This window comes from Streptomyces sp. NPDC111507, from assembly GCF_055638955.1.
In genome coordinates, this window is sequence record NZ_JBVKBU010000011.1 from 238,621 (window position 1) to 262,428 (window position 23,808).

Below are 23,808 nucleotides of genomic sequence, written 5' to 3' on the forward strand. Positions count from 1 at the left end.
CCATCGGGGCGAGTGGATCAGCCGTTGACGAAGTCCTCGCGGGCGAGCAGCGCGGTGTCCGCGTTGTCCGAGAAAACGCCGTCGATGCCGGTGCCGAAGTAGGTCTTGAAGGCGCCGAACGCGTCGCCGTAGGCGTTCGGGTCGGTGCCCTGCCGGAAGTTCGCGGGCAGGAAGGTGTTCTCGTTGCGCATGGTGTACGGGTGCAGGATCAGGCCCGCGCGGTGCGCGTCGGCGACCAGCGTGGTCGGCGAGGTGAGGGCGCCGTTCGCGTCCTTGGGGATGACCAGGTCGAGCGTGGGTCCGATGCCCTGCGCGTACGAGCCGATCCACTTCAGGCCCTCGGGCTTGACGAGGTCGGCGACGGTGCGCGGGTCGCCCGTCGTGACGAAGTCCCAGGGGCGGGTGTTGGCGGCCGAGAGCAGCACGACGAGCGGGTTGTCGACCAGCTTGTCGAGGCGCTGGATGCTGGTCGGCTCGAAGGACTGGATGATGACCGGCGAGTTCTTCTTGTCCTTGCCGTGCTTGCGGAGCACCTTGGCCAGGCGCTCCTCCAGACCGAGGCCCAGCGCCCGGAAGTAGGTGGGGTGCTTGGTCTCGGGGTAGATCCAGACCTGCTTGCCGCGCTTGCGGGTCTGCTCGTCCTGCCAGTGGAGCACCTCTTCGAAGGTGGGGATCTCCCAGCGGCCGTTGTAGAGCGTGTTGTGCGGGCGGTTGGCGGGGATGCGCTCGACGGCCCGCAGGGTCTTCAGCTCGGCGAGGGTGAAGTCCTCGGTGAACCAGCCCGTGGTGGGGACGCCGTCGAGGGTCTTGGTGGTCTTGCGGTCGGCGAACTCGGGGTGCGCCGACACGTCGGTGGTGCCGCCGATCTCCGGCTCGTGCCGGCAGACGAGGTGGCCGTCCTTGGTGGGCACCAGGTCACCAGCCTCGACGACGTCGGCGCCCAGGTCGAGGGCCAGCTGGTACGAGCCGAAGGTGTGCTCGGGCCGGTACCCGCTGGCGCCCCGGTGACCGATGACGGTCGGCTTCGGCAGGCTCTTGTAGCCGCCGCCGTGCCCGCCGCTCCCGTGCCGCTCGTCGGCTCTCGCCGCACCCGGCAGCCCGAGGACCGCTCCGCCCGCGCCGAGCACCGCGGCCCCGAGCAGCGCGCGTCGCGCCGTGCCCCGGTCCTGCCCGTTCAGCTCCCGCGACTCCGGTGTCCCCTGCGTCTCCTGCGTCCCCATGAGCGCTCCTCCCGCCGTAACCGCCCCGTACCTGTCAAAGCGGGTCGATCGTAGGTTCCCTTCCGTGACGGGAGGGAGACCTGCGGCGGAACACGTGGGTGCCACTGAATGGCGTACGGAACAGCTGTACGGAACAAGGGGGCTGGCGGTCCATCAGTTTCGGGGTGACGGTGGTGGGTACGCGGTCCGGGTACGCGGTCAGAGGTTCCCGATTCCGGGGTCCCGGGCGGCACTGACGGCCCCGGAGTCGCTGACGTGCTGGGCCGCGTGGGCGCGGCGGCGGGCGTCGCACAGGCCCCTGGTCGCCTGCGCCTCGATCCGCGCCGAGTCGGGGCCGTCGTAGACGCGGCGGCGGTCCCTGCGGATCAGGACCACCGCGGCACTCCCGAAGATCAGGACCGAGGCGGCGAGCGCCACGATCATGTATCCCACAATCCCCCGTTCCCACGTTCGACCCGGGCAAGGCGTGCGACCCGGTCGAACTGTGCGACTCGTCCGGCGAACCTGTGCAACTCGTCCGGCGTGGCGGCCGAAGCCGTCGCGAGATACGTCACATGCTTCCGTCCGTGTGACGAACGCGCAACAGCCCGCCACCTCAGGTAAACATTGGTCAACAGTCCGTATCCAGTCGGTGAACCCGATGTGCAATCACCGGGGGGCCGCGAGTATCGTCCTCACCTGCACATACTTCATACCGATCCCTTGACACCGGAGGGCCCGTTGTCCCGCTTCGCGCTCATCAAGGCAGTGCTCGGACCGATCATGCGCCTGATGTTCCGCCCACGGGTGGAAGGCGTGGAGCACATCCCGGGCGACGGCCCCGTCATCCTGGCCGGCAACCACCTCACGTTCATCGACTCGATGATCCTGCCCCTGGTCTGCGACCGGCAGGTGCTCTTCATCGGCAAGGACGAGTACGTCACCGGCAAGGGGTTCAAGGGCCGCCTCATGGCCTGGTTCTTCACCGGCGTCGGCATGATCCCGGTGGACCGGGACGGCGCCAACGGTGGTGTCGCGGCGCTGATGACCGGCCGTCGCGTTCTGGAGGAGGGCAAGGTCTTCGGCATCTATCCGGAGGGCACCCGCTCCCCCGACGGCCGGCTCTACCGCGGCCGCACCGGTATCGCCCGCCTCACCCTGATGACCGGCGCCCCGGTCGTCCCGTTCGCGATGATCGGCACGGACAAGCTGCAGCCCGGCGGTGCGGGGATGCCGCGCCCGGGCCGCGTCACGGTCCGCTTCGGTGAGGCGATGGAGTTCTCGCGGTACGAAGGCATGGACCGTGACCGGTATGTGCTGCGGGCCGTGACCGACTCCGTGATGACCGAGGTCATGCGGTTGTCGGGTCAGGAGTACGTGGACATGTACGCCACGAAGGCGAAGGCCGCGTAGCGCCTCCGGCGGTTCGACCGTGCCTCGGGTGCGGGTGGAGTGTGGCTGGTCGCGCAGTTCCCCGCGCCCCTATCGGGGCATCTCCTCACCTGCGTTTTCGAGCTTCTGGCCCTTCAGCAGGAACCATGCCGCTGCCGCCGTGGCGAGCAGTACCGCCGCTCCGATGCCGGACGCCAGTGCCAGGCCGTCCACGAAGGATGCGCGCGCCGCGGTCAGCAGGGCCTCCGCGGTGTGGGTGGGCAGGGTTGCCGCCGCCTCCACCGCGCCGCCCAGGGACTCGTGGGCCCCTGCCGGGGTGCCCGCGGGGCCGGTGAAGCCCGCGTAGACGCCGGTGACGATGGAGCCGAGCAGGGCGATGCCGAGGGCGGCGCCGAGCTCGTACGCCGTCTCGGAGACCGCGGACGCGGCGCCGGCCTGCTCCTTGGGCACGCTGGAGAGGATCACGTCGGCGGTGACGGTGAACGAGAAGCCCGCGCCGACGCCGACGATCAGAAGCGCCGAGCCGAGCACCGAGTAGCCGGTGGACTGGTTCAACAGGGTGAGCACACCGAGCGCGAGGCCCACGGCGGCGAGACCACCGGAGACCACGGCACGGACCGAATAGCGGCGCGCGGCCGAGCCCGCGATCAGACCCGCTCCCACCGCGCCGATGGCGGCGGGCAGTTCGGCGAGCCCCGCCTGGAACGGCGGCCTGCCCTGGACGAGTTGCAGGTACTGGGACAGGAAGAAGACCAGTCCGGACAGGCCGAAGACGGTCAGCAGATCGGCGAGCACCGCCGCCGAGAAGCCCCGGTTGCGGAACAGCCGCATGTCCAGCAGCGGTACGGGCATCGCGAGTTGACGGCGTACGAAGCCGTAGAGGGCCCCGGCGCCGAGCACGCCGACGGCCATCGGCTCCCAGGTGAATCCGTGTGTGGCGGCCTCCTTCACCGCGTACACGATGCCGATCATCCCGACGAGGGAGAGCACGACGCTGGCCAGGTCCCAGGGGCCGGGGTTCGGGTTGCGGGACTCGGGCAGCAGCTTGATGCCGACGGGGACGAGGATCAGCATCACGGGCACGTTGATGAGGAAGACCGAACCCCACCAGAAGTGTTCGAGCAGGAAGCCACCGACGACGGGCCCGACCGCCGTACCGGCGGAGGCCGTGGCGCCCCAGATGCCGATGGCGAGGCTGCGTTCGCGCGGGTCGTGGAAGAGGTTGCGGATGAGGGCGAGCGTGGCGGGCATCAGGGTCGCGCCCGCGACTCCGAGCAGCGCCCGCGCCAGGATCATCATCTCCGGGGTCGTCGCGTACGCGTTGAGCACCGATATCGCGCCGAACGCCGTGGCGCCCATCAGCAGCAGTTTCTTGCGGCCGATGCGGTCGCCGAGGCTGCCCATCGAGACGAGCAGACCGGCGATGACGAACGAGTAGACGTCACCGATCCACAGGAGTTGGGTGCCGGAGGGCTTGAGGTCCTCGCTGATGTAAGGGGTCGCGAGACCGAGCACGGTCGCGTCGACGGCCACCAACAGCACGGCGAGGACGAGGACGCAGAGCGCGAGCCAACGGCCCGGACGCTTCTCCACCTCCGCCGTCAAGGCCGGCTGCAGGGTGCTGGTCATGATCACTCTCTCCGTAGTGCGCCGCCGAGCAGCAGCTCGACGATCATGTAGTGGAAGTCCTTGGCGGCGACGCGGCCCTCGGTCACGGCCCACGCGCCCGAGGCCATCAGCCCGTAGAGCGCCTCGGTGAGCCAGGCGGGACTGAGGTCGATGCGGAACTCGCCGCCCTCCTGGCCGCGCCGGAACAGGGCGGCCATCCGGGCATCGAGCCGGGCCCAGCCCTCGTTCTGCCCCTCGCCCTCGAACAGCTGGTTCTCGGTGTAGAGGAAGGCGAGCAGCCCGGCCACGCGTTCGAGCTCTTTCACCAGGCGGCGCAGGGCCTCCTGCGCGGTGCCCTCGTCGAGGCGGGTGGCATCGAGTGCCGCCTCGCACTCCTCGATACCGAGGGCCTCCAGCGCCCGGACGAGCGCGTCCCGTCCGGCGAACTGGCGGTGCAGCGTGGCCCGGCTGATCCCGGCCGCCCGGGCGACCTCGTCCATGGTGGCGGTGGATTTACGGGTGAGCAGGGCGGCTGCGCTGCGCAGCACGTGGTCACGGTCGACGGCCATGAGACAACTGTACCCCATGTGAGACATATTTGTCTCATCAGGAGCGCGTGAGTCTCACCCGTGCCCCGCTATGTCAACTTTTGCGGCGCGACTATGTCAGCTTTCGCGGCGCGCCGGATTTCCGCTGCGGTCAGTGCCAGGGCAGCTGCCCGCGCCGCTCCCAGTACACGTCCGGGTCCTCCGCGAGTGCCGCGAGGCGGGTCAGCTGGTCCTCGTCCAGGTCGACGACCGCCGCGTGCAGGTTCGAGGCGAGCTGGGCGGAGGTGGCCGCACCCGAGAGGACGACTCCGGCCCAGGGCTGCCGCAGGATCAGCGCGAGGGCGACGGCGTCGGCGCCGAGGCCGGTCTCCTCGGCGATCGCCCGCACCGCGTCCGGCGCGTGCTCGGCGGCCAGGCGGCCGTTGGCCATGCCCTCCTTGACGATCACCGTGAGCCCGGCGTCGTGCGCCTCGGCGAGGGCGCGAGCCGCCGAGGTCTCCAGGACGTTGTACGTGGACTGGACGGTACGGAAGAGGGGCTCGCCGTCGACCGTCACGGCCAGCGCGGCGCGGATGGCCTCGGCCTGGGCGGGTCCGCTCGTGGAGAAGCCGACCGAAAGGCCCTGAGCGGCCGCCTCGGCGAGTTTCGCGTGGAGTTCCTTGTCGGTGAGGGCCGGGCTGTCCGGGGTCACCGAGTGGATCTGGTAGAGGTCGAGCCGGTCACCGAGCAGCGCGGCGGTCTCGGCGCGCTGTCGCTCGTACGTGGCGAGGGTGTGGTCCTTGACCTCGTGCTTCTCGGCGTCCGTGGTCCAGTCCGCGGTGTAGGTGTAGCCCCACTTGCTGCCGATGACCACGTCGTCGACGTCCGGCCGGCTCTTCAGCCAGTCGGCGAGGAACTCCTCCGAACGGCCGTAGGAGCGGGCCGCGTCGAAGTAGCGCACGCCCTGCGCGTAGGCGGCGTCCAGGAGTTCGTGGGTGCGGGCGCGCAGCGTTTCGACGCTGCGATCCTCTCCGAGGTCATGGTCTCGGCCGAGGTTGATGTAACCCGGGCGGCCTACGGCGGCGAGGCCCAGGCCGATGTGGCAGGTGGGCGTCGTGGCGGTCGCGAGACGGGCGAAGGGCATCGCGGGCTCCGTTCGGTCGGCTCCGGTGCGGCTTCTGACCAACGTAACCCGCGATGACCTTCGCCTCAGAGCTCCGCCGGCGCGGTGATGGGGCGCGTTCGGGATTGCGGGGGTTGCTCACGCAGTTCCCCACGCCCCTTTCGGGGCGCTTCCCCTACCGCTTCTCTTTGGCCGTGGCCCACGCGTGCTGGGCCGCCACGTCCGTCTTCACCTCGGCCAGCTGGACGGCGACCGCGCTGGGTGCCGTACCGCCGCGGCCGTCGCGGGAGGCGAGGGCACCCGGGACGTTCAGGACGGAGCGCACCTCGGGGGTGAGATGGGCCGAGATCTTCGCGAACTGCTCGTCGGTGAGGTCGTTCAGCTCCTTGCCGTCGGCCTCCGCGACCTTGACGCACTCGCCGGCGACCTCGTGGGCGACACGGAACGGCACGCCCTGCTTGACCAGCCACTCGGCGATGTCCGTAGCGAGCGAGAAACCGGCCGGGGCCAGCTCCTCCATGCGCTCCCGGTGCACGGTCAGCGTGGCCATCATGCCGGTGAAGGCCGGGAGCAGGACCTCGAGCTGGTCGATGGAGTCGAAGACCGGCTCCTTGTCCTCCTGGAGGTCGCGGTTGTACGCGAGCGGAAGCGCCTTGAGTGTCGCCATCAGGCCCGTCAGGTTGCCGATCAGACGGCCCGACTTGCCGCGCGCCAGCTCCGCGATGTCCGGGTTCTTCTTCTGCGGCATGATCGACGAGCCGGTGGAGAAGGCGTCGTGCAGGGTGACGAAGGAGAACTCCTTCGTGTTCCAGATGATGACCTCCTCGGCGATCCGGGAGAGGTTCACGCCGATCATCGCGGTGATGAAGGCGAACTCCGCCACGAAGTCGCGGGAGGCCGTGCCGTCGATGGAGTTCGCGACGGAGCCGTGTTCGAAGCCGAGGTCCCTCGCCACCGCCTCCGGGTCCAGGCCGAGGCTGCTGCCCGCGAGCGCGCCGGAGCCGTACGGCGAGACCGCCGTGCGCTCGTCCCACTGACGCAGGCGTTCCGCGTCCCGGCACAGGGGCTGGACGTGGGCCAGGACATGATGGGCGAACAGGACCGGCTGGGCGTGCTGGAGGTGGGTGCGGCCGGGCATCGCCACGTCCGGGTGGGCCTCCGCGAGGCCGATCAGCGCGTCCTGGAGGTCGGCGATCAGGCCGCCGATCGTACGGGCGTGGTCGCGCAGGTACATGCGGAAGAGGGTCGCGACCTGGTCGTTGCGGGAGCGGCCCGCGCGCAGCTTGCCGCCGAGGTCGGGGCCGAGGATCTCCAACAGGCCGCGTTCCAGGGCCGTGTGGACGTCCTCGTCGGCGATCGTGCCGACGAGGGAGCCGTCGGCGACGTTCGCTTCGAGTTGGTCCAGGCCCGCGAGCATCCGGGTCAGCTCGTCGTCGTCAAGGAGGTGCGCCTTGTGCAGCACGCGCGCGTGGGCGCGCGAACCGGCGATGTCGTACGGCGCGAGCCGCCAGTCGAAGTGGACGGACGCGGACAGCTTCGCCAGGGCCTCGGCGGGACCGTCGGCGAAACGGCCGCCCCAGAGCCGTACGTCACCGCTGTTGCTGCTCACTTGCGTTGCTCCTCGGAAGGTCTGGATGTGCCGACGCCTCCCCACCCGTGAGTGAGGAGGCGGCTGTCAGGCTAGTGCGTGAGGGGTGAAACTCGTCGAACGCGAACCGCTACGCGAGCCGTTGTGCGAGCCGTTACCCGAGGTCCCGCTTCGCGGCGATCTTCGACGACAGGCTGTAGATGTCGATGAAGCCCTTGGCGGCGGCCTGGTCGAACGTGTCGCCCGTGTCGTATGTCGCCAGGTCGAAGTCGTAGAGCGAGGTGTCGGAGCGCCGTCCGGTGACGACCGCGCGGCCGCCGTGCAGGGTCATCCGGATGTCACCGTTGACGTGCTGGTTGGCCTCGTCGATGAAGCCGTCCAGGGCGCGCTTGAGCGGGGAGAACCACTGGCCGTCGTAGACCAGTTCGCCCCAGCGCTGCTCGACCTGCCGCTTGTAGCGGGCGAGTTCACGCTCGACGGTGACGTTCTCCAGCTCCTGGTGGGCCGTGATGAGCGCGATCGCACCCGGGGCCTCGTACACCTCGCGGGACTTGATGCCCACGAGCCGGTCCTCGACCATGTCGATCCGGCCGACGCCCTGGCCGCCGGCGCGCTCGTTGAGCTGCTGGATGGCCTGCAGGACGGTGACGGGCCTGCCGTCGACGGCGACCGGGACGCCCTCCTTGAAGGAGATGACGACCTCGTCGGCCTCGCGGGCCTCGGCCGGGTTCGAGGTGTACTCGTAGATGTCCTCGATCGGCGCGTTCCAGATGTCCTCCAGGAAGCCCGTCTCGACCGCGCGCCCGAAGACGTTCTGGTCGATGGAGTACGGGGACTTCTTGGTGGTGGCGATCGGGAGGTTCTTCTGCTCGCAGAAGGCGATCGCCTTGTCGCGGGTCATCGCGTAGTCGCGGACCGGGGCGATGCACTTGAGGCCGGGGGCGAGGGCAACGATGCCGGCCTCGAACCGCACCTGGTCGTTGCCCTTGCCGGTGCAGCCGTGGGCGACCGTGGTGGCGCCGTGCTTCTGGGCGGCGGCGACGAGGTGCTTGACGATGGTCGGCCGGGAGAGGGCCGACACCAGCGGATAGCGGTCCATGTAGAGGGCGTTGGCCTTGATCGCCGGGAGGCAGTACTCCTCGGCGAACTCGTCCTTGGCATCCGCGACCTCGGCCTCGACGGCACCGCAGGCGAGGGCGCGCTTGCGGATGACGTCCAGGTCCTCGCCGCCCTGACCGACGTCGACCGCGACGGCGATGACCTCGGCGCCCGTCTCCTCGGCGATCCAGCCGATGGCGACGGAGGTGTCCAGACCGCCTGAGTAGGCGAGTACGACGCGCTCGGTCACGGGTTTCTCCTCACACTGCATGCGCTGTTATGCATGAGTATGCAGTGCTTCGCATGATTCGTCAATCTCGGGTCGCCCTCGAAGGGGTCATGGAGAACCCTGATCGAAAATGTCTGAGGGTGTTTGAACGACGGAACGCGCTTTCTCGTACCTCTCCCCGAACGCAGGCGCCGCGTTTTTGTACACCGAGGTTTTTGTACGCAGAGGTTTTGCCGCCGAGGTCTTCGCGGACCGAGGCGCGACGAGCAACGGACCGCCCGGACGACCACCGGACGGTCCCCCACCCCCGAACCGAGTGAGGCTTCCGCATGTCCAGGGCCCTTCCGAAGTACAACAAGCGCCGCGTCCTGATGATCGGCGGCACCGCCGCGGTGGTGCTCTCCGGAGCCGTGATCGCCGGCAACGCCTTGGCCGGGGAGACGTCCAAGAGCAGCACGAACGCCACCACCAAGGCCGCGACCTCCCCGGGCACGGTGAACTGCCCGGCCGTCGCGCCGAGCCTGCCCGCGATCCCCGCCTCCGCGCAGGCCGAGGTCACCCGCAACCTCACCCTTCTGGACACCCAGATCGCCGAGGCCAACAAGCGGCTCGTCGACACCGTCGGCCAGGGCGGCCCCAACTTCGTCCAGAACGCGATCCTCGGCCCCCTCAAGGACAAGCGGGTGGCGACGATCAACCGCATCGCCACCGCGATCGGCCGCACCGCGGCCAAGCCCACGGGTCTCGACTCGCTCGCGCCCTGCACCCTGAACGCGAACGGCGTGAACGCGGGCGGCGCCGCGGCCACCGCGGCCCCGAGCGCGACGGCCACCCAGCAGGCCGGCAACGCGGGGAACACCGGAAACACGGGCGCCACGGGTAACACCGGCAGTACCACCGCCGCCGGCACCATCACCTGCCCGGACGTCGCGTCGAAGCTGCCCGCGATCCCCGCCTCCGCGCAGGCCGAGGTCACCCGCAACCTGACCCTCCTGAACACCCAGATCACCGAGGCGAACACCCGCCTCGCGAACACCGTCGGCCAGGGCGGACCGAACTTCGTGCAGAACGCGATCCTCGGCCCCCTCGCGGACAAGCGGAAGTCGACCATCGACCGCATCGCCATCTCCATCGGCCGTACCGCGGCCAAGCCCACGGGTCTGGACTCCCTCGCGACCTGCACGCTCAACAAGTGACGTCTTCCGTGACCGCCGCGCCCCGTCCGCCGACCGGGGCGCGGCGGTCACGGATCCGTCCACCGCATGAACCCATGCCCCGGATGGGTGAATTCCTTAGACAGGCGAATGGTCTTGCCCAATAATCATTAGACATGGGAAAGACTTATGAGCGCATAGACGGCAGGCTGCGTTCGTTCATCGAGGCGCAGCCCCTCTTCTTCACCGCGACCGCACCCCTGTCAGGGGACGGCACGGTCAACCTCTCGCCCAAGGGCCTCACGGGCTCGTTCGTCGTCCTCGACGAACTCACCGTCGCCTACCTGGACTTCGCCGGCAGCAACGCGGAGACGATCGCGCATCTCCGGGAGAACGGCCGGATCACCCTCATGTGGTGCGCCTTCCAGGGCCCGCCGAACATCGTCCGGGTGCACGGCCACGGCGAGCCCGTCTTCCGCGACGACCCCCGCTTCGGGGAACTGCTCACGCACTTCCCGGGCATCGACCCGACCCCGCACGGCCTGCGCGCGATCATCGTCGTCACCGCCGAACTCGTCCGGGACACCTGCGGCTACGCGGTGCCCTTCATGTCGTACGAAGCGGACCGCGACCTGCACGGCAAGCGCTTCGCGCGCGAGGACGACGCCTCGCTGAGCGAGTACTTCACCAAGAAGGACCACGTGGCGACCAGCCTGGACGGCCTGCCCGGGCTGCCGCTCCCGCTGCCTCCCCGTACGGTCTGAGCCATGCGCCTCGCAGCCGCCGCCCTCGCGTCCGCGTCCCTGCTCGCCCTGGCCCCGAGCGATCCGCCCAGCCTCCCCGAGCAGATGGCGGACACCGGTGGTGGCAGCCAGCTGATCACGGCTCAGGCGCCCCGCGAGGGCTCGACTTCGGGCACGCTCACCTGGTGGGACCGGCGGGACGGGCGCTGGGCGAAGGCCGGTTCGGCGGCGGCGCGCTTCGGGACGAAGGGGCTGGCGGAGGGGGGCTCACGCAAGCAGGCATCGAACACCACACCCACGGGGCTGTACGACCTTCCGTTCGCCTTCGGGATCAAGGCCGCGTCGGCCGGGACCGCGGTTGCCTACCGGCGGGTGCGGGAGGAGTCCTGGTGGTGCGAGGACAACGACTCCCGTTCCTACAACCGGTGGACCGAGCCGCGGCCGGCCGACTGCCGTGCGTCCGAGTCCGAGCATCTGATCGCGTACAAGACGCAGTACGCGTACGCGCTGGTCGTGGGGTTCAACTACGAGCGGCCCGTGCGGGGGCGCGGGGCGGGAATCTTCCTGCACGTCGACGGGGCCGGGGCGACGGCCGGCTGTGTGTCGGTGCCGGAGGACGCGATGCGGCGGATTCTCGCGTGGGTCGATCCCGCGCGGGGGCCGCGTATCGCGATCGGGACGGAGAGTGGGGCGACTGCGATCACCCGTTACTAGGGCCTGTCCGGCCGATCACGCCGCGGACGCGGGGCGCCCAGTCGGACCGTGAACGTGGTCGCCCCCGGACGGCTGTCCAGCCCGACCGTGCCGCCGTGGGCCTCCACCACGGCCGCCACGATGGACAGGCCGAGTCCCGCGCCACCGCCCGCTCCACCGGTGCGGCGGCGATCGGCTCGGGTGAAGCGTTCGAAGACGCCGGGCTGGACGTCCTGCGGGACTCCCGGGCCGTCGTCGTGGACCGTCAGGACGGCCGTTTCGGCGTCGGTCTCCAGGGACACCGTGACCTTGGTACCGACGGGCGTGTGCCAACGGGCGTTGGCCAACAGGTTGGCCAACACCTGTTGGAGGCGGTGGGCGTCGCCCGTCACCGTGACCGGTTCCTCCGGGAGTTCCAGCGTCCAGCGATGGTCGGGCCCCGCGGCGCGGGCGTCGGTGACCGCGTCGAGGACCAGGTGGGTGAGGTCGACGGGAAGGCGCTCCAGCGGGCGGCCCGCGTCGAGGCGGGCGAGCAGGAGCAGGTCGTCGACCATCTCGCCCATCCGCGCCGACTCGGCGGCGATGCGTTCGAGGGCCCGGGTGACCTTGGGCGGCACCGGGTCCGGGTGCAGCAGCGCCAGCTCGGCGTGGCCGCGGACCGAGGCGACCGGCGTGCGCAGCTCATGGCTGGCGTCGGCCGCGAAGCTGCGCAGCCGTTCCTCGCTCGCGTGCCGCTTGGTCAGGGCGTCCTCGACATGGCCGAGCATCCGGTTGAAGGCGCCCGCGAGGCGGCCCACCTCGCTGCGCGGGTCCTGCTCCGGCGCACGCGGCGGCAGCGCCACCTCACCGCTGGCGAGCGGCAGCTCGCTGACGCGGGTCGCGGTCGCGGCGACCCGGCTCAGTGGGCGCAGCGACCAGCGCACCCACAGGGCTCCGGCGATTCCGGCGACCACGAGGGCCAGGCCGAAGACGCAGCCCGCGACCAGTTCCAGGCGGTGCACGGCGGCCCGGACCGGTTCCCTCGGCAGCCCGGTGACCAGGACGTCGCCGTCCCGTCCGCGCGCCGCCAGCACGCGGTAGTCGCCGAGTGCCGACAGGCAGACGGTGTGGGCGCGGCCGTCGGTGGGGATCCCGGCCAGGGTCTGCCGGTCGGAGGTGGTCAGGGACACGTTCAGGTCGGTGATGTTCTGGCCGGAGGGCACGACGGCCGCGTTGGTGACGTCCCGGCCGACCAGCCGCGCGCCGAACGTGCCGGTGCTCTGCCGCCGGGTGTCGCCGTTCTCGTCGCCGTCATGGTCCGACGGTTTGACGGTGCCGTGCTCCAGGCTCGCGGGGAACCGTACCCCCACGTCGTGCAGCTGCTGGTCGAGGCGGCCGGTGAGGAAGCCGTTCAGTTCGTACACCGCGGCCCCCCCGACGGCGGCGCAGCTGACGGCCAGCAGCACCAGGAGCCCGGCGGTGAGGCGGGCCCGCATCGTGCGCGGGAGCGGCAGCCGACGTACGACCGCCCGCGCCCGTGACCACCGGCGCCGGCTCATCGTCCGGCCACCGGCTTGATCACGTACCCGGCGCCCCGCACCGTGTGGATCATGGGCTCGCGGCCCGCGTCCACCTTTTTGCGCAGGTAGGAGATGTACAGCTCCACGACATGGGCCTGGCCGCCGAAGTCGTAGGACCAGACGCGGTCGAGGATCTGCGCCTTGCTGAGCACCCGGCGCGGGTTGCGCATCAGGAAGCGCAGCAGTTCGAACTCGGTCGGCGACAGCTCGACCAGTTCGCCGCCCCGGGTCACCTCGCGGGCCTCCTCGTCCATCACGAGGTCGCCGACGGTCAGGCGCGGGCCCTCGTCCAGTTGCCGGGCCATGCCCGCGCGGCGCAGCAGGCCGCGCAGCCGAGCGACGACCTCCTCCAGGCTGAACGGCTTGGTCACGTAGTCGTCGCCGCCCGCGGTGATGCCCGCGATGCGGTCCTCGACGGCGTCCCGCGCGGTGAGGAAGAGCACACAGACCTCGGGGTGCACGGTGTGCAGGGTGCGCAGCACGGCGAAGCCGTCGGTGTCCGGGAGCATCACGTCGAGGACGACGGCGTCCGGCATCAGCTCGCGTGCCTCGGTGACGGCCGAGGCCCCGTCGCCCGCCGTCCGGACCTCCCAGCCCTCGTAGCGCAGGGCGCCGGAGAGCACCTCGGCCAGGTCGGGATCGTCGTCGACGACGAGGACGCGTACGGGGGTGCCGTCGGGGCGGGTGAGCGCGGGCAGGCCGGTGCCTCGGGAGCGGGGAGTGTTCATGTCGTCTTCCAGGATCGCCCCTCGCCGGAGCCGGCAGCACCCCTCCCGCCTCTGAGTTTCCTCTGAGTGGGCCGCGTGCGCCGCTCTGCGTTTCCTGTGAATCCGCGACGAGGGCGCCCATTCAGAGGCGGCTCAGAAGTTGCCGAAGCACAGTTTCCTCCCGGACAGCCGGAAGGACGGACATATGACCACGGTGTACGAGCGGACAGCGGTCCCTCGCCCGTCTCGCGGACGCGGACGGCCGCGCCCCTCGCCCGCCGGGCCTCTGCTGGCCCTGCTGTGGGCCGGGGCCGGCGCGGTCGTCGCCCTGTGGTGGTACGACACGCGGTCGGTGGTGGGCCTCGCCGGGTGGCTGACGGACGCCGGGCGGATCGCCGGGCTGCTGTGCGGCTACAGCTGCGCGGTGCTCGTGGCGCTGATGGCCCGGGTGCCCCTGTTGGAGCGGCGGATCGGCTCCGACCGGGTGGCCCGCTGGCACGCCATGGCCGGCCGGTACACGGTCAGCCTGCTGGTGGCGCATGTCACGCTGATCCTGTTCGGGTACGCCGCCCAGGACGGGGCGGGCATCGTGCACGAGACGCTGAGCGTGGTGTTCGACTATCCGGACATGCTCAAGGCCACGACCGGCACGCTCATCCTCTTCGCGGTCGGGATCACCTCGGCGCGCGCGGCCCGCCGCCGGATCAGCCACGACTTCTGGTACTACCTGCACCTGCTGACGTACGTGGCCGTGTTCCTCACCTTCTTCCACCAGCTCGCGCTGGGCTCGGACCTCGTCGGCGACACCGCCGCCCAGGCCGCCTGGTACGTGCTCTACCTGGGGACGGCAGCGCTGGTGGTGTGGTTCAGGCTGCTCGTCCCGGTGCGGCTCAACCTGCGCCACAAACTGCGCGTGGAGTCCGTGCACCGCGAGACGCCGGGCGTCTTCTCCGTCGTCGTACGCGGGGAACGGCTGGACGAGCTGAACGCCCAGGCAGGGCAGTTCTTCCGCTGGCGGTTCCTCTCGGAGGGGATGCGGTGGACCTCGACGCCGTACTCGCTGTCGGCGCCCCCGCGCCCCGACCGGATGCGGATCACCGTGAAGGCGCTCGGCGACCACAGTGCCGCCGTGGGGCTGCTGCGGCCCGGTACCCGGGTGTGGGCGGAGGGCCCCTACGGCGCGCTGACCGCCGAGCGGCACACCGGACGCAAGGCGCTGCTGATCGCCGGCGGCGTCGGCATCACACCGCTGCGCGCCCTGTTCGAGACGCTGCCCGGCGGGCCCGGCGAGGTGACGCTGCTCTACCGGGCGAGCACGGCCGAGGACCTCGCGCTCGGCGCCGAATTGGAGGCGATAGCGCGGTGGCGCGGGGCGCGCGTCCTGTACGCGGTCAACGGCGCCGACGGGACACGTCCGCGGTTCACCGCCGATTCCCTGCGGGCCTGCGTGCCCGGTCTCGCCGGGCACGACGTCTATCTGTGCGGTCCGCCCGCCATGGCGCGGGACCTGTACGGGGCGCTGCGCGCGGCCGGGGTCCCCGACCGCCGTATCCACCACGAGTCGTTCGAGCTGTGAGGTCACCGTGCACGCCCTGAAGAAGCACCGTCCGCTGCGCCGGGTGACACTGGCGGCCGCCACCACCGTCACCGGTTTCGTCCTGCTGCTGTCGCTCAAGCCGCACACCCCGCCGACCGTGGCGCAGGCGTCGTCCTCCGCCGGACAGTCACCGTCGCCGTCCCGGTCACCTGCCCCCGGAAGCTCTTCCGGCAGCTCCTCGGAAGGCTCGTCCGGGAGCACGAAGAGCACGGGCACCAAGACCGTCACCGGTGACACGGTCCAGACCCGCTGGGGCCCCGTCCAGGTGCGCGTCACGCTGAAGAACGGCAAGATCACCGATGTGACCGCGGTCTCCTACCCCACGGACAACCCACGGGACCAGGAGATCAACAGTTACGCCATTCCCCAGCTCAGGAGGGAGGCGCTGGCCGCCCAGAGCGCCCGAATCGACTCCGTCTCGGGGGCCTCGTACACCAGCGACGGATACAAGCAGTCCCTCCAATCGGCACTGGACTCGGCAGGCCTCTGAACGCACGGCCGTCGGGCGCCGTATCTCTGGGCCAGGGGCCTCTCCCCTAGCCCCGTCCCCACGGACGACCACGGAGGAACCGTGTCCACGATCGCCGGTGGCCGCGCCGCGCGGCGCCAGACCTTGCGCCGTATTCGCCCACGACGCTCCCCCGCCGTCCCACTGCTGCTCGCCGTCGGGGCGGGCGCGGCCGGGGTCATCTGGCTGTGGTGGAGCAACACCCCGTCCATCGCCGACGACAACAGCAAGATCCTCAACGCCGGCCGGATCACCGGGCTGCTCGCGGGGTATCTGATGGCGCTGGTGGTGCTGCAGATGGCCCGGGTGCCCGCCCTGGAGCGCCGGGTGGGCTCGGACCGGGTGGCGCGCTGGCACGCCATGAGCGGCCGGTACACGATCTGTCTGGTGCTTGCGCACCTCGTGCTGATCATGTGGGGCTACGCGCTGCAGGCCGGCAAGAGCTTCGGCGACATCGTCCAGCAGACCATCGACTCGATCAACCAGCTGCCCGACATGGGCAAGGCGGCGATCGGCACCGGTCTGCTGTTCCTGATCGGCCTGCTCTCCATGGGCCCGGTGCGCCGCAGGATGGGCTACGACACCTGGTACCACATCCACCTGCTCACCTACGCCGCCGTCTTCCTGACGTTCTGGCACCAACTGTCCACGGGCAACGAGTTCGCCGTCGAGCCGACCGCCAAGACGGTCTGGTACGGGCTGTACGGGTCGGTGACGGCCCTGGTGATCTGGTACCGCATCCTCTCGCCGATCCGGCTGAACCTGAAGCACCGGATGCGGGTCGAGGCCGTGATCGAGGAGACCCCCGGGATCGTCTCGGTGCTGATCAGCGGGCGCAAGCTGCACCGCATGGGTGCCGAGGCCGGACAGTTCTTCCGCTGGCGCTTCCTGGCACCGGGCATGCGGCTCAGCTCGCACCCGTACTCGCTGTCGGCGGCGCCCCGCCCCAACATGCTGCGCATCACGGTGAAGGCGATCGGCGACCACAGCTCGGCGCTGCGCGACCTGCGGCCCGGCACCCGGGTCTGGGCCGAGGGCCCGTACGGGGCGCTCACCGCGGGCAAGCGCAGCCGCGGCAAGGTGCTGCTGGTGGCGGGCGGGGTCGGCATCACTCCGATGCGCGCGCTGTTCGAGACGCTGCCCGGCGCGGCGGGCGACCTGACGCTGCTGTACCGGGCCAACACCACCCAGGACCTGGCCCTGTGGGACGAGCTGGCGGCGATCGCCGAGGAGCGCGGGGCCCGGCTGATGTACGCGGTGAACAGCCCCGAGGGCGAGCGCCCGGACATCTCGGCGGAGACGCTGAGCCGCAAGCTGCCGGACATCGACCACCACGACGTCTTCATGTGCGGGCCGCCCGGCTTCGCGCAGCAGGTCTACGAAGCACTGCGCGGCGCGGGGGTCCCCGCCCGCCGCATCCATCACGAGTCGTTCGAGATGTGAGCGACGGGAGTCAGGAGCGATGAAGAAGAGCCACCCCTTGCGGCGTGTCGTGCTGGCCGGCGCCGCCACCGTGTCCGGAATCGTCCTGCTGCTGTCGCTGAAGCCCGCCTCCGATCCGGCGTCCGCGTCGGCACAGGGTGCCGCGCCCCAGCAGTCGGTGGCGGGTCAGGAGTCGCCCCAGGGCGGCAGCGCGCAGCAGTCGTCCACGGGGGCCCAGACGGTCACCGGCGATGTCGCGCAGACCCAGTACGGGCCGGTCCAGGTCCGTATCACCGTCAGCGGCGGAAAGATCACCAAGTCCGAGGTCGTCCAGATTCCCAGCGGCGGACGCAGCACCGAGGTCAGCAACGCCTCCGTGCCCAAGCTGAACCAGGAGGCCGTCGCCGCGGGCAGCGCGAACATCGACGCGGTGTCGGGTGCCAGCTACACGAGCGCCGGATACAAGAAGTCGCTGCAGTCGGCCCTCGACAAGGCCAAGGCGAGCGGCGGCGGTTCCTCGGGAGCCGCGGGATCGACCGGGTCCGCGGGTGCCGGTTCCGCCGGCTCCTCGTCCCAGGCGCCCGCCGCACAGGCCAAGACGGTCACCGGAAGCGTCGCCCAGACCCAGTACGGGGCGGTCCAGGTCCGTATCACCGTCAGCGGCGGAAAGATCACCAAGTCGGAGGCCGTGCAGGCGCCCAAGGGCGGGCTGAGCGACCAGAAGACCGCGATGGCCGTGCCCAAGCTCAACCAGGAGGCGGTCGCGGCCGGGAACGCGAAGATCGACGCCGTCTCCGGTGCCACCTACACCAGCACCGGTTACAAGCAGTCCCTGCAGTCGGCCCTGGACAAGGCCGGTGGCTGACCCGGACCAGGAGCCGCCCGCCCTGCGGCACGCGGAAGAGGTCATGGGCACCGTCTTCTCCTTCGACGTGCGCGGCGGCGAACCCGAGGCCGTGCGGGCCGCGTTGGAGGAGGCGGTCACCCAACTCCACCGGGTGGACGAGGTGTTCAGCACCTATCGGGAGGACAGCCAGATCTCGCGCGTCGCGCGTGGGGAGCTGACGGTCGAGGAGTGCGATCCGGAGGTCGCCGAGGTGCTCGGCCTGTGTGCCGAGGCGGAGCGGGTCAGCGACGGCTGGTTCAGCTCGACGTACGAGGGCGCGCTCGATCCGACCGGGATCGTGAAGGGCTGGTCGACCGAGCGCGTGGCCCGTCACCTCGCGGCGGCCGGCGCGATCGGAGTCAGTGTGAACGGCGGCGGCGACGTCCAGCTGCTCGGCTCGCCCGGCACGCACCGCCCGTGGCGGGTCGGCGTCTCGGACCCGCTGCGTCCCGGTTCACTCGCGGCCGTGGTCTCCGCGGCCGGTGTCGACGAACTGTCGGTGGCCACCTCCGGCACCGCCGAGCGCGGCGCGCACATCGTCGACCCCCGCACCGGCCGCTCCGCGGTCACCGACCTGGTCGCCGTGACCGTGGTGGGTCCCTGCCTGACCTGGGTGGACGCCTGGGCGACAGCAGCTTTCGCGATGGGCTCCAGGGAGGGCCTGGCCTGGCTGGAGTCCCTCCCCGACATCGAGGCCTTACTGATCACGGCGGGAGACGAGGTGCGGTGCACGGGGGGCTTGGCTCAACGCCTGGGGTGAGGCTTTCAGGGGCGCGAGGAACCACACACGGCCCGCACCCGAGAACGACGGTGGAGGCGCGCCCCGACCCGGGGTGCGCCTCCACCGTCGTACCGCTCAGTGATTGTTCTGGGCCAGCCGCAACAAGTGATCGGCCAGAGCCTGGCCCCCGGTGGGATTCCGGCTGATCAACAGCAGCGTGTCGTCACCCGCGATCGTCCCGAGAATGTCCTGCAGCTCGGCCTGGTCGATGGCGGAGGCGAGAAACTGCGCCGCCCCCGGCGGGGTACGGAGAACCACGAGGTTCGCGGACGCCTCCGCGGAGATCAGCAGCTCCGCCGAGAGCCGCCGCATCCGCTCCTCCTTCGCCGACTCCCCCAGCGGTGCGCGCGGGGTGCGGAAACCGCCCTCGCTCGGCACCGCGTAGATGAGGTCGCCGTCGTTGTTGCGGATCTTCACCGCGTTCAGCTCGTCCAGGTCCCGGGAGAGCGTCGCCTGCGTGACACTCAGCCCGTCGTCGGCGAGGAGCTTCGCCAACTGGCTCTGGGAGCGCACCGGTTGCCGGTTGAGGATGTCCACGATCCGGCGGTGGCGTGCGGTGCGGGTCTGCGGCACGGCAGGCCCGACGTGCTCGTGATCCTGCGCCTGACTCATCGTCGTCGTCTCATTCTTTGGCTCGTCCGTCCCCGTTGGCTACCGCGTCGAGGACACCGGGAAGGGCCTGGAGGAACGCGTCCACCTCGTCGTCGCTCAGGTTCAGCGGGGGCATCAGCCGTACGACATCGGGGGCGGGCGCGTTGACCAGGAGACCGGCGTCCTGAGCCGCCTGCTGCACCTGGGGCGCGAGCGGCTCGGTGAGCACGATACCCAGGAGCAGGCCCGCACCCCGGACATGGTCGATCAACGGGTTGCCGAGTGACTCGATTCCGCCCCGCAGTTTCTCGCTCGCGGCCTTCACGTTCTCGAGGAGCCCCTCGGACGCGATCGTGTCGAGGACGGCGAGTCCTGCGGCGCAGACGACCGGGTTGCCGCCGAAGGTCGAACCGTGGTGGCCGGGCTTCAGCAGCTCGGCGGCCCGGCCGAAGGCGACGGTCGCGCCGAGCGGGAGTCCGCCGCCGAGCCCCTTCGCGAGGGTGACGACGTCCGGCAGGACACCTTCGTGGTCCTGGTAGGCGAACCAGGGTCCGGTGCGGCCGATGCCGGTCTGCACCTCGTCGAGGACGAGGAGGCTGCCGGTGGCGGCGGTGATCGCGCGGGCGGCCTTGAGGTAGCCGGGCGGGGGTACGACCACGCCGTTCTCGCCCTGGATCGGCTCGATGATCACCAGGGCGGTGTCCTCGGTGACCGCCGCGGCCAGCGCCTGCGCGTCCCCGTAGGGCACGTGCGTGACGTCACCGGGCAGCGGCAGGAACGGCTCCTGCTTGCCGGGCTGGCCGGTGAGCGTGAGGGCGCCCATGGTGCGGCCGTGGAAACCGCCGTGGGTCGCCACCATGTGGCCCCGGCCGGTGAGCCGGCCGATCTTGAAGGCGCCCTCGTTGGCCTCGGCGCCCGAGTTGCAGAAGTAGACCCGGCCCTCGCGCCCGAAGAGCTGGAGCAGCCGTTCGGCGAGCGCGACGGGCGGCTCGGCGACGAAGAGGTTGGAGACATGGCCGAGGGAGGCGATCTGCCGGCTCACGGCCTCGACGATCGCAGGGTGGGCGTGGCCGAGCGCGTTGACCGCGATACCGCCGACGAAGTCGAGGTACTCCTTGCCGTCGGCGTCCCACAGCCGGGTGCCCTCGCCGCGGACGAGCGGCAGCCGCGGGGTGCCGTAGTTGTCCATGAGCGCGCCCTGCCACCGCTGGGTGAGCTCCGCGTTGCTCCCGGTCATTCGGCGTCCCCCTGTTCATCGGGGCGTGCGTCCGGCACGACCATCGTGCCGATCCCCTCGTCGGTGAAGATCTCCAGCAGGATCGAGTGCTGGACCCGGCCGTCGATGACGCGAGCCGTGGTGACGCCGTTGCGCACGGCGTGCAGACAGCCCTCCATCTTCGGCACCATGCCGCTGGCCAGCTCGGGCAGCAGCTTCTCCAGTTCGGAGGCGGTCAGGCGGCTGATCACCTCGTCGCTGTCGGGCCAGTCCTCGTAGAGGCCCTCGACGTCCGTGAGGACCATGAGGGTTTCGGCGCCCAGTGCCGCAGCGAGAGCCGCAGCCGCCGTATCAGCATTGACGTTGTAGACATGTCCGTCGTCCTGGCTCCGGGCGATCGAGGAGACGACCGGGATCCGGCCGTCGGCGAGCAGTGCCTCGATCGCGCCCGTGTCGATCGCGGTGATCTCACCCACCCGCCCGATGTCGACCAACTCCCCGTCGATCTCGGGCTGGTGCTTGATGGCGGTGATGGTGTGCGCGTCCTCGCCGGTCATGCCGACGGCGAGCGGCCCGTGCTGGTTGAGCAGTCCGACCAGCTCACGCTGCACCTGACCGGCCAGGACCATGCGTACGACGTCCATGGCGTCCTCGGTGGTGACGCGCAGGCCCGCCTTGAACTCGCTGACGATGCCGTGCCGGTCGAGGGCGGCGCTGATCTGCGGACCGCCGCCGTGCACGACGACGGGCTTGAGGCCGGCCTGCCGCAGGAACACCACGTCCTGGGCGAAGGCGGCCTTCAGCTCCTCGTTCACCATGGCGTTTCCGCCGAACTTGATGACGACCGTCTTGCCGTTGTGGCGGGTCAGCCACGGGAGTGCCTCGATGAGGATCCGGGCCTTGGGCAGTGCGGTGTGCTTCCGCGTCACATTGCTCATGACGCGTAGGCGCTGTTCTCGTGGACGTAGTCCGCGGTGAGGTCGTTGGTCCAGATCGTGGCGGCCTGGGAGCCCGCGGCGAGGTCGGCGACGATGTGGACCTCGCGGTAGCGCATGTCGACGAGCTCGCGGTCCTCGCCGACGCCACCGTTCTTGCAGACCCAGACGCCGTTGATGGCGACGTTGAGCTGGTCGGGCTCGAAGGCGGCGCCGGTCGTGCCGATCGCGGACAGCACGCGTCCCCAGTTGGGGTCCTCGCCATGGATCGCGCACTTGAGGAGGTTGTTGCGGGCGATGGAGCGGCCCACCTCGACGGCGTCGTCCTCGCTCGCGGCGTTCACGACCTCGATCTTGATGTCCTTGCTTGCGCCCTCGGCGTCCCGGATGAGCTGCTGGCCGAGGTCGTCGCAGACCTTCCGTACGGCCTCGGCGAACTCCGCGTACTCCGGGGTGGCCTCGGCGGCGCCGGAGGCGAGCAGCAGCACGGTGTCGTTGGTCGACATGCAGCCGTCGGAGTCGACGCGGTCGAAGGTGGTGCGGGTGGCGGCGCGCAGCGCCTTGTCGAGGGTCTCGGAGTCGAGGTCCGCGTCCGTCGTCAGCACGACGAGCATGGTGGCGAGGCCGGGGGCGAGCATGCCCGCGCCCTTGGCCATGCCGCCGACGGTCCAGCCGTCGCCCGTGCGCACCGCGGTCTTGTGCACGGTGTCGGTGGTCTTGATGGCGATGGCGGCCTTCTCGCCGCCGTGCGCGGAGAGCTGGGCGGCGGCTGTCTCGACCCCGGGCAGCAGCTTGTCCATCGGCAGGAGTACGCCGATGAGCCCGGTCGACGCGACGGCGACCTCGCCCGCGTTGACATCGAGGACCGCGGCGACCTTCTCGGCGGTCGCGTGCGTGTCCTGGAAGCCCTTGGGGCCCGTGCAGGCGTTGGCACCGCCGGAATTGAGGATCACGGCGGAGACCTGACCGCTCTTGAGGACCTGCTCGGACCAGAGGACCGGCGCGGCCTTCACGCGGTTGGAGGTGAAGACGCCCGCAGCGGCGAGGCGGGGCCCGTTGTTGACCACGAGGGCCAGGTCCGGGTTGCCGTTCTCCTTGATGCCTGCTGCGATGCCGGAGGCGGTGAAGCCCTTGGCAGCGGTGACGCTCACGGTGCGACTCCGATCGTGGAAAGACCCGTTTCCTCGGGAAGCCCGAGGGCGATGTTCATGCTCTGCACGGCCCCGCCGGCCGTGCCCTTGGTCAGGTTGTCGATGGCGCTGATCGCGATGATGCGGTGCGTCGCTTCGTCGTACGCGACCTGGACCTGAACGGCGTTGGAACCGTAGACGGACGCGGTGGCGGGCCACTGCCCCTCGGGCAGCAGGTGGACGAAGGGTTCGTCGGCGAACGCCTTCTCGTAGGCGGCGCGCAGGGACTCGCCGGTGACCCCTTCACGCGCCTTCGCGCTGCATGTGGCGAGGATGCCCCGGGGCATCGGCGCGAGGGTGGGTGTGAAGGAGACGGTGACCGGCTCCCCCGCCGCCGCGCCGAGGTTCTGGATCATCTCGGGGGTGTGCCGGTGGACGCCACCGACTCCGTACGGGGACATGGAGCCCATGACCTCGCTGCCGAGCAGATGGGGCTTGGCCGCCTTGCCCGCGCCGGAGGTCCCGGACGCGGCGACGATCACGGCCTCGGGTTCGGCGAGTGCGGCCGCGTACGCCGGGAAGAGGGCGAGGGAGACGGCCGTCGGGTAGCAACCGGGCACCGCGATGCGCTTGGACCCCTCCAGCGCGGCGCGGGCGCCCGGCAGTTCGGGAAGGCCGTAGGGCCAGGTGCCGGCGTGCGCGGAGCCGTAGAACTTCTCCCAGTCCGCCGGGTCCTTGAGCCGGAAGTCGGCGCCCATGTCGACGACGAGGACGTCCGGGCCGAGCTGCTCGGCGACGGCGGCGGACTGCCCGTGGGGCAGCGCGAGGAAGACGACGTCGTGGCCGGCGAGGACGTCCGGGGTGGTCTCCTGGAGGACTCGGTCGGCCAGCGGCAGCAGGTGCGGCTGCAGTGCGCCGAGGCGCTGGCCCGCGTTGGAGTTGCCCGTCAGGGCGCCGATCTCGACCTCGGGGTGCGCCAGAAGCAGACGCAGGGCTTCGCCGCCCGCGTACCCACTCGCTCCCGCCACTGCTGCGCGTACCACCATGGAACCCTCCTCCTAGATGGCATGACTATACGTTTCGCTGCACGTTTATGCAATCCATCCGCGCGTGAGGAGCGGG

23 protein-coding genes are annotated in these 23,808 nt (G+C 70.7%); 9 read left to right on the plus strand and 14 right to left on the minus strand.

The annotated features are described in order from the left end of the window. Nucleotides 1-17: 17 nt before the first annotated feature. Entirely contained in the window at nt 18-1,220 is a 1,203-nt protein-coding gene (locus ACZ7M2_RS35550) for a glycerophosphodiester phosphodiesterase (RefSeq protein ID WP_471598778.1), read from the minus strand. A gap of 198 nt (nt 1,221-1,418) precedes the next feature. Next, the gene (locus ACZ7M2_RS35555) at nt 1,419-1,643 is read right to left on the minus strand and encodes a hypothetical protein (RefSeq protein ID WP_471598779.1); all 225 of its coding nucleotides are present in this window, start codon (nt 1,641-1,643) and stop codon (nt 1,419-1,421) included. Nucleotides 1,644-1,940: 297 nt separating this feature from the next. Between ACZ7M2_RS35555 and ACZ7M2_RS35560 the strand changes: the two genes are divergently transcribed. After that, nucleotides 1,941-2,612, plus strand: a complete 672-nt coding sequence (locus ACZ7M2_RS35560) for a lysophospholipid acyltransferase family protein (RefSeq protein WP_351698901.1) — start codon at nt 1,941-1,943, stop codon at nt 2,610-2,612. A 69-nt stretch (nt 2,613-2,681) separates the two neighbouring features. Here ACZ7M2_RS35560 and ACZ7M2_RS35565 read toward each other — a convergent pair whose 3' ends face one another. From ACZ7M2_RS35565 to ACZ7M2_RS35585, 5 genes are all read right to left on the minus strand, one after another. After that, on the minus strand, nt 2,682-4,220 hold the full coding sequence (locus tag ACZ7M2_RS35565) for an MFS transporter (RefSeq protein ID WP_471598780.1): 1,539 nt from the start codon (nt 4,218-4,220) through the stop codon (nt 2,682-2,684). A gap of 2 nt (nt 4,221-4,222) precedes the next feature. After that, a complete protein-coding gene (locus ACZ7M2_RS35570; RefSeq protein ID WP_180293076.1) occupies nt 4,223-4,768 on the minus strand; it encodes a TetR/AcrR family transcriptional regulator in 546 nt (181 codons plus the stop codon). Nucleotides 4,769-4,898: 130 nt separating this feature from the next. Then, entirely contained in the window at nt 4,899-5,870 is a 972-nt protein-coding gene (locus tag ACZ7M2_RS35575) for an aldo/keto reductase (RefSeq protein WP_471598781.1), read from the minus strand. 154 nt (nt 5,871-6,024) lie between these two features. Continuing rightward, entirely contained in the window at nt 6,025-7,458 is a 1,434-nt protein-coding gene (gene argH, locus ACZ7M2_RS35580) for an argininosuccinate lyase (protein ID WP_471598782.1), read from the minus strand. A gap of 133 nt (nt 7,459-7,591) precedes the next feature. After that, the gene (locus tag ACZ7M2_RS35585) at nt 7,592-8,785 is read right to left on the minus strand and encodes an argininosuccinate synthase (protein WP_471598783.1); all 1,194 of its coding nucleotides are present in this window, start codon (nt 8,783-8,785) and stop codon (nt 7,592-7,594) included. 308 nt (nt 8,786-9,093) lie between these two features. On the opposite strand from ACZ7M2_RS35585, the gene ACZ7M2_RS35590 reads away from it, so the two are divergent. The 3 genes from ACZ7M2_RS35590 (at nt 9,094) to ACZ7M2_RS35600 (ending at nt 11,375) form a co-directional block, all read left to right on the plus strand. Next, entirely contained in the window at nt 9,094-9,960 is an 867-nt protein-coding gene (locus ACZ7M2_RS35590) for a hypothetical protein (RefSeq protein ID WP_471598784.1), read from the plus strand. A 134-nt stretch (nt 9,961-10,094) separates the two neighbouring features. Next, nucleotides 10,095-10,682, plus strand: coding sequence for a pyridoxamine 5'-phosphate oxidase family protein (locus ACZ7M2_RS35595; protein WP_351429833.1), 588 nt, complete (start codon nt 10,095-10,097; stop codon nt 10,680-10,682). A 3-nt stretch (nt 10,683-10,685) separates the two neighbouring features. Continuing rightward, complete coding sequence (locus ACZ7M2_RS35600) at nt 10,686-11,375, plus strand: L,D-transpeptidase family protein (RefSeq protein ID WP_471598785.1); 690 nt, start codon at nt 10,686-10,688, stop codon at nt 11,373-11,375. On the opposite strand, the gene ACZ7M2_RS35605 is transcribed toward ACZ7M2_RS35600, so the two are convergent. Both ACZ7M2_RS35605 and ACZ7M2_RS35610 read right to left on the minus strand, forming a co-directional pair. Beyond that, nucleotides 11,372-12,892, minus strand: a complete 1,521-nt coding sequence (locus ACZ7M2_RS35605; protein ID WP_471598786.1) for a sensor histidine kinase — start codon at nt 12,890-12,892, stop codon at nt 11,372-11,374. The two genes, ACZ7M2_RS35600 and ACZ7M2_RS35605, sit on opposite strands and share 4 nt — an antisense overlap. Beyond that, a complete protein-coding gene (locus tag ACZ7M2_RS35610; protein ID WP_190169750.1) occupies nt 12,889-13,641 on the minus strand; it encodes a response regulator transcription factor in 753 nt (250 codons plus the stop codon). The genes ACZ7M2_RS35605 and ACZ7M2_RS35610 overlap by 4 nt, the downstream gene beginning before the upstream one ends. Before the next feature lie 184 nt (nt 13,642-13,825). Between ACZ7M2_RS35610 and ACZ7M2_RS35615 the strand changes: the two genes are divergently transcribed. The 5 genes from ACZ7M2_RS35615 to ACZ7M2_RS35635 all read left to right on the plus strand — a co-directional run bounded on the left by ACZ7M2_RS35615 (nt 13,826) and on the right by ACZ7M2_RS35635 (nt 18,793). After that, a complete protein-coding gene (locus ACZ7M2_RS35615; RefSeq protein WP_471598787.1) occupies nt 13,826-15,196 on the plus strand; it encodes a ferredoxin reductase family protein in 1,371 nt (456 codons plus the stop codon). A gap of 7 nt (nt 15,197-15,203) precedes the next feature. Then, the gene (locus ACZ7M2_RS35620) at nt 15,204-15,707 is read left to right on the plus strand and encodes an FMN-binding protein (protein WP_471598788.1); all 504 of its coding nucleotides are present in this window, start codon (nt 15,204-15,206) and stop codon (nt 15,705-15,707) included. An 81-nt stretch (nt 15,708-15,788) separates the two neighbouring features. Beyond that, nucleotides 15,789-17,168: a ferredoxin reductase family protein gene (locus tag ACZ7M2_RS35625; protein WP_471598789.1), complete on the plus strand. Its 1,380-nt coding sequence runs from the start codon at nt 15,789-15,791 to the stop codon at nt 17,166-17,168. 19 nt (nt 17,169-17,187) lie between these two features. Then, complete coding sequence (locus tag ACZ7M2_RS35630) at nt 17,188-18,012, plus strand: FMN-binding protein (protein ID WP_471598790.1); 825 nt, start codon at nt 17,188-17,190, stop codon at nt 18,010-18,012. Between the two features lie 43 nt (nt 18,013-18,055). Then, a complete protein-coding gene (locus ACZ7M2_RS35635; protein WP_471598828.1) occupies nt 18,056-18,793 on the plus strand; it encodes an FAD:protein FMN transferase in 738 nt (245 codons plus the stop codon). Between the two features lie 96 nt (nt 18,794-18,889). Here the strand turns inward: ACZ7M2_RS35635 and ACZ7M2_RS35640 are convergent, their stop codons facing one another. The 5 genes from ACZ7M2_RS35640 to argC are packed head-to-tail and all read right to left on the minus strand — an operon-like array spanning nt 18,890 to nt 23,732. Beyond that, complete coding sequence (locus tag ACZ7M2_RS35640) at nt 18,890-19,426, minus strand: arginine repressor (RefSeq protein WP_101406180.1); 537 nt, start codon at nt 19,424-19,426, stop codon at nt 18,890-18,892. 10 nt (nt 19,427-19,436) lie between these two features. Then, the gene (locus tag ACZ7M2_RS35645) at nt 19,437-20,642 is read right to left on the minus strand and encodes an acetylornithine transaminase (RefSeq protein WP_471598791.1); all 1,206 of its coding nucleotides are present in this window, start codon (nt 20,640-20,642) and stop codon (nt 19,437-19,439) included. Then, a complete protein-coding gene (gene argB, locus ACZ7M2_RS35650; RefSeq protein ID WP_471598792.1) occupies nt 20,639-21,559 on the minus strand; it encodes an acetylglutamate kinase in 921 nt (306 codons plus the stop codon). Before argB ends, ACZ7M2_RS35645 begins: the two co-directional genes overlap by 4 nt. Next, a complete protein-coding gene (argJ, locus tag ACZ7M2_RS35655; protein ID WP_471598793.1) occupies nt 21,556-22,707 on the minus strand; it encodes a bifunctional glutamate N-acetyltransferase/amino-acid acetyltransferase ArgJ in 1,152 nt (383 codons plus the stop codon). Before argJ ends, argB begins: the two co-directional genes overlap by 4 nt. Next, complete coding sequence (gene argC / locus ACZ7M2_RS35660; RefSeq protein WP_099923716.1) at nt 22,704-23,732, minus strand: N-acetyl-gamma-glutamyl-phosphate reductase; 1,029 nt, start codon at nt 23,730-23,732, stop codon at nt 22,704-22,706. Before argC ends, argJ begins: the two co-directional genes overlap by 4 nt. Between the last annotated feature and the right edge of the window lie 76 nt (nt 23,733-23,808).